This is a genomic window from Hydrogenophaga sp. (genome assembly GCF_035481345.1).
Lineage (GTDB): Bacteria > Pseudomonadota > Gammaproteobacteria > Burkholderiales > Burkholderiaceae_C > Hydrogenophaga.
Genome location: NZ_DATIGV010000091.1, coordinates 1 through 5,801 on the forward strand (window position 1 = coordinate 1; position 5,801 = coordinate 5,801).

The 5,801-nt window shown below is 69.0% G+C and carries 4 protein-coding genes; all 4 read left to right on the top strand.

From position 1 onward, the window contains the following. Window positions 1–6 precede the first annotated feature (6 nt). Window positions 7–873: an HlyC/CorC family transporter gene (locus VLG41_RS09895; RefSeq protein WP_325349228.1), complete on the top strand. Its 867-nt coding sequence runs from the start codon at window positions 7–9 to the stop codon at window positions 871–873. A 73-nt stretch (window positions 874–946) separates the two neighbouring features. After that, entirely contained in the window at window positions 947–2,758 is a 1,812-nt protein-coding gene (gene lnt, locus VLG41_RS09900; RefSeq protein ID WP_325349225.1) for an apolipoprotein N-acyltransferase, read from the top strand. Between the two features lie 130 nt (window positions 2,759–2,888). Beyond that, window positions 2,889–3,794 (top strand): glycine--tRNA ligase subunit alpha, encoded by a 906-nt coding sequence (glyQ, locus tag VLG41_RS09905; RefSeq protein WP_325349226.1) that lies wholly within the window; start codon window positions 2,889–2,891, stop codon window positions 3,792–3,794. Between the two features lie 21 nt (window positions 3,795–3,815). Continuing rightward, on the top strand, window positions 3,816–5,801 hold a 1,986-nt coding region (gene glyS / locus VLG41_RS09910; protein ID WP_325349227.1), incomplete at its 3' end, for a glycine--tRNA ligase subunit beta.

Genomic DNA, 5,801 nt, shown 5'->3' on the forward strand with positions numbered 1-5,801 from the left:
TCCCCAGTGGCCGACCACCCACCCAGTAGCGGGCCGCAGCGCGGCCTGCGGCTTCCCGACAAACGCGGATTCCTGCAAAAGCTCGCCGAGTTCCTGCACCCCGGGCCGGACTCCAAGGACGAGCTGATCGAGACCCTCGCCGACGCCGAGGACAACGACATCATCAACGCCGAATCGCGGGTGATGCTCGAAGGCGTGATCCGCATCGCCGACATGACCGCGGGCGATGTGATGGTCGCGGCGCCGCGCATGGACATGATCGACATCGATGCGCCCTACGACGAACTGCTGCACCTGGTGATCGACACCGCGCACTCGCGCTTTCCGGTGTACGAAGGCGAGCGAGAGAACATCATCGGCATCCTGCTCGCGAAAGACCTGCTCAAGCTGCAGCGCGCACCCTCGCTCAACATCCGCGCCTTGCTGCGCCCGGCCACCTTCGTGCCCGAGAGCAAGGGCCTCAACGACCTGCTGCGCGAGTTCCGCGGCAACCGCAACCACCTGGCCATCGTCATCGACGAGTTCGGTCGCGTGGCCGGCCTCATCACCATCGAGGACGTGCTCGAGGAGATCGTCGGCGAGATCGAGGACGAGTTCGACGTCGATGAAGACGCGGGCGACATCTTTGCCCTGGCCGACAGCACCTGGCGCGTCAGCGGCGACACGCCCATCGAACGTCTCAACGAGGCCTTTGAACTCCACCTGTCCGACGAGGATTTCGACACCATCGGCGGCCTCATCGCGCACACCATGGGCCACGTGCCCAAGCGCGGCGAGACGCACGAACTCGAAGGCCTGCGCTTCACCGTGTTGCACGCCAAGGGCGGTGCCGTGAAGTGGTTCAAGGTGGCGCCCTTGCCCACCGAGCCCTGACATCCATCCCCCAGACCCTCGGCCCATGCGCAGCCTCTTCGGATCGCTCCACACGCCTTCGAGCTTTCATCCCATGACGCGCCGCCCGCCCGGGCGGGGGTCGCGGCTGGCAGGTTTCCTGTTCTTCTGGGTCTGTCTGGCCGGTGGCCTCGGGCAGGCCGCCGCCATTGCCTGGCCCACGGCCGCCTGGGTGCCGCCGGGTTTCGCCATCGGGCAGCCCAGTGGCGTGCTGCAGATCGTCTCGCTGGCCTTGCTGGTCTTCGCCTTGCAGTTCGCCACGCGCGTGGGGCAGGCCATGTGGCGCGGCTGGTTGTTCGCCACCGCCTGGCTGGCCGGCAGCTTCTGGTGGTTGTTCATTTCCATGCACACCTACGGCGGTCTGCCGGCCTGGCTGGCCGCGCTCGCCGTGCTGGCGCTGGCCGGCGCGCTGGCGCTGTACTACGCCCTCGCCGTGGGCTTCCTCTGCGCCTGGGCGCCCATGGCCCGCAGCGCACAGGCCTTGATGTTCGCCGCCGCCTGGACCCTGGCCGAACTCGCGCGCGGCCAGCTCTTCACCGGTTTTCCCTGGGGCGCGGGCGGCTACGCGCAGGTTGATCTGATGGCCCCCTGGGCGCCCCTGGTCGGCGTCTACGGCATGGGTTTCCTGGCGGCCATCCTGGCCTACGTGCTGGCCTCCCTCGTCACCGGCGCGGCGCAGGCCGCGCTGGCCTGGATGCGCAAGCCCGTGCGGCCCGCGCCCGTGCGCAACGCGAGCGGAGGGGTCTACGTGTCCACCCCCACGCCCCGTGTGCAGGCGCGCACCTGGACGCCGCTGAGCCTGGCGCGTGGCGCCTTGAGCTGGCTCGTGGTGCTGCTGCTGGTGTGGAGCTGCCTCGGCGGCGGCGAGCGCTGGCGTGGCCTGGGTCAGGCCGAGACGGCCAGCACCGGCCCGCTGCGCGTGTGGCTGCTGCAAGGCAACATCCCGCAGGACCAGAAGTTCGTGCCCGGCACCGGCGTGGCACAGGCACTCGACTGGTACCCGCGCCAGGTGCTGGAAGGCGTGGCTGCCGCCGGCGCGCGCGCCGACGGGCCGCAACTCGTGGTGGCGCCTGAAACCGCCGTGCCCCTGCTGCCCGAGCAACTCGGCGCCGCGTTCTGGCAGCCGCTGCTGCAGCCCATCGCCCATCAGACCGGCCCCCAGGCCGCCGCCGTGCTCACCGGTCTGCCACTGGGCAGCCTGGAGGCGGGCTACACCAACTCCACCTGGGGCTTCACGCCCGCGGCCGCGCGGGGCGCCCTGGCCAATGCCCAGTCGCCCGCGGTGCACCGCTACGACAAGCACCACCTCGTGCCCTTTGGCGAGTTCATTCCCCCCTTCTTTCGCTGGTTCACCCAGATGATGAACATCCCGCTGGGCGACTTCGCCCGTGGCGCCCTGCCGCAGGCGCCCTGGAGCTGGGCGGGGCAGCGCATCGCGCCCAACATCTGCTACGAGGACCTGTTCGGCGAAGAAATCGCCGCCGGCTTCGCCACGGCCGAGGGCGCGCCCACCGTGCTGGTCAACCTGAGCAACATCGCCTGGTTCGGCGACTCCATCGCCATCGACCAGCACCTGCAGATCTCGCGCCTGCGCGCGCTGGAGTTCGGCCGGCCCATGCTGCGCGCCACCAACACCGGCGCCACCGCCGCCATCGACCACCAGGGCGTCGTCACGCACCAGTTGCCGCGCCTGGAGCGCGGCCGGCTGGAGGCGGTGGTGGAGGGTCGCAGCGGCCTCACCCCCTACGCGCAATGGGCCGCCCGCTGGGGCCTCATGCCGCTGTGGGTGGTCTGCGGTGCGCTGCTGCTGGTCATCGCCTCACTGCGCCACCTGGGGCGCCGGGGCGGGCGCACGCGCCGCCGCTGAGTCACGGGCAGGCAAGACCCCGCCCCGTAAAATCGCGCATTCCTCCGGTGCCGCCGCCCGCGCGGCGCGCCGCGATCCCCGACAAGACACCCCCCTTCCGCCGGCCCGCCCGCGCGCGGGCCTCACGCGCATGTTGACCTTCCAGCAAATCATCCTCACGCTGCAGACGTACTGGGCCAACCAGGGCTGCGCCCTGCTGCAGCCCTACGACATGGAGGTGGGGGCCGGCACCAGCCACACCGCCACCTTCCTGCGCGCGATCGGCCCCGAGCCCTGGAAGGCCGCCTACGTGCAGCCCAGCCGCCGCCCCAAGGACGGCCGCTACGGCGAGAACCCCAATCGCCTGCAGCACTACTACCAATACCAGGTCGTGCTCAAGCCCGCACCGGCCAACATCCTCGAGCTCTACCTGGGCTCGCTCGAGGCCCTGGGCTTCGACCTGAAGAAGAACGACATCCGCTTCGTCGAGGACGACTGGGAGAACCCCACGCTGGGCGCCTGGGGCCTGGGCTGGGAGGTCTGGCTCAACGGCATGGAAGTGACGCAGTTCACCTATTTCCAGCAGGTCGGTGGCATCGACTGCCGCCCCGCCACCGGCGAGATCACCTACGGCCTGGAGCGCCTGGCCATGTACCTGCAAGGTGTGGACAACGTCTACAACCTCACCTGGACCGAGGGCCTGAGCTACGGCGACGTCTACAAGCAGAACGAGGTGGAACAGTCCACCTACAACTTCGAGCACAGCGACGCCGACTTCCTGTTCACCGCCTTCGCCGCGCATGAGAAGCAGGCGAAACACCTGATGGCCGAGCGGCTCGCGCTGCCCGCCTACGAGCAAGTGCTCAAGTGCGCCCACAGCTTCAACCTGCTGGACGCGCGCGGTGCCATCAGCGTGACCGAGCGAGCCGCCTATATCGGCCGCATCCGCAACCTCGCGCGCAGCGTGGCCCAGAGCTACTACGACAGCCGCGAACGCCTGGGCTTTCCCATGGCGCCGCGCGAGTGGGTGGCCCAGATCGAGAAAAAGGCCGCCTGAGCCGGGAAGAGAAGAACAACGATGTCCGCACAGAACCTGCTCGTCGAACTCTTCGTCGAGGAACTGCCGCCCAAGGCGCTCAAGAAGCTCGGCGAGTCCTTCGCCAATGGCCTGGCCAACGGCCTCAAGGCCCAGGGCCTGGCCCACGCCGATGCGGCCGTGACCGCCTATGCCTCGCCGCGCCGCCTCGCCGCGCACGTGGCGGGTGTGCTCGCCAAGGGCGCCGACAAACCCGTGTCGCAGAAGCTCATGCCCGTGTCGGTGGGCCTGGACGCCAGCGGCCAGCCCACGCCCGCGCTGCTCAAGCGCCTGGGCGGCCTGGGCGCTGACGCTGCCGCCGTGGCCGGCCTGCGCCGCGCCATGGACGGCAAGGCCGAGGCCTTGTTCTTCGACAGCGTCGCGCCCGGTGTTGAACTCGCGGCCGGCCTGCAGAAGGCGCTGGATGAGGCCATCGCGCAACTGCCCATTCCCAAGGTCATGACCTATCAGTTGGAGTCCGGTTGTGAACGGCCGGGCTGGGACAGCGTGCAGTTCGTGCGGCCCGCTCACGGGCTCGTGGCCCTGCATGGTGCGGACGTGGTGCCGGTGAAGGCGCTCGGCCTGCAGGCCGACAGGGCCACGCACGGCCACCGCTTCGAGGCCACGGTCGATCCGGTCCCGCTGGCGAATGCCGACACCTACGCCGACGCGCTCGCAAAGGATGGTGCCGTCATCGCCTCCTTCGCAGAACGCCGCGCCGAGATCGTGCGCCAGCTCGCGTCCGCTGCCGAGCGGGTGGGCGGCGGTTGCCGGCCCATCGAGGACGAGGCCCTGCTCGACGAAGTGACCGCACTCGTCGAGCGCCCGAACGTGCTCGTTTGCGAGTTCGAACAGCAGTTCCTCGACGTGCCGCAGGAATGCCTCATCCTCACGATGAAGGCCAACCAGAAGTACTTCCCCCTGCTCGACGCCCAGGGGCGCCTGACCAACAAGTTCCTCGTGGTCAGCAACATCCGCCCCGCCGACGCCAGCGCCGTGATCGGTGGCAACGAGCGCGTGGTGCGCCCGCGCCTGGCCGACGCCAAGTTCTTCTTCGACCAGGACCGCAAGAAGACGCTCGAATCGCGCGTCGAGGGCCTGGGCAAGGTGGTCTACCACAACCAGTTGGGCACGCAGGGCGAGCGCGTGGAGCGCGTGCGCGCCATCGCGCGGGCCATTGGCCAGCAACTGGGCGGTGATGTGCTGGCCAAGCAGGCCGACACCGCCGCGCGCCTGGCCAAGACCGACCTGCTCACCGACATGGTGGGCGAATTCCCCGAGCTGCAGGGCATCATGGGCGGCTACTACGCGCGCCACGACGGCCTTTCCGAAGACATCGCCTTCGCCATCGAGGACCACTACAAACCGCGCTTCGCGGGCGACGCGCTGCCGCGCAATGCCGTGGGCACGGTGGTGGCGCTGGCCGACAAGCTCGAAACGCTCGTGGGCATGTTCGGCATCGGCAACCTGCCCACGGGCGACAAGGACCCGTTCGCGCTGCGTCGGCACGCGCTGGGGGTGGTGCGGATGCTGATCGAGCAGGATCTCAATATCGAGCTTCGCCAAGTGCTCAGCATCGCGAGCCACGCATGCTACGAAGCTCTTGGGAAAGTCAGTAAATGGCCATTGCTTCGTAGCGTCGCGAACGCTGTTGAGGTCGAGGCGCTGATTTACGAGAGTTGCGGCTCCTTCATGTTGGAGCGTCTCGGAGGATCACTTCGAGAGCAAGGTTTCTCCACTCAAGAGGTGGACGCGGTTCTCGTGTTGGAACCGGCTCGCCTCGCGGATGTGCCGAGATTGCTGCAGGCCGTCCGCACCTTCGCCGCCCTCCCCGAAGCGCCCGCCCTCGCCGCCGCCAACAAGCGCATCGGCAACATCCTCAAGAAGTCCGAGGGCGTGGGCGAGGCTGTGAACCCGGCCCTGTTCCAGGAAGCCGCCGAGAAGGCCTTGTTCACCGCCATGCAAGCCACCGTGCCCGGGGCCGACGCC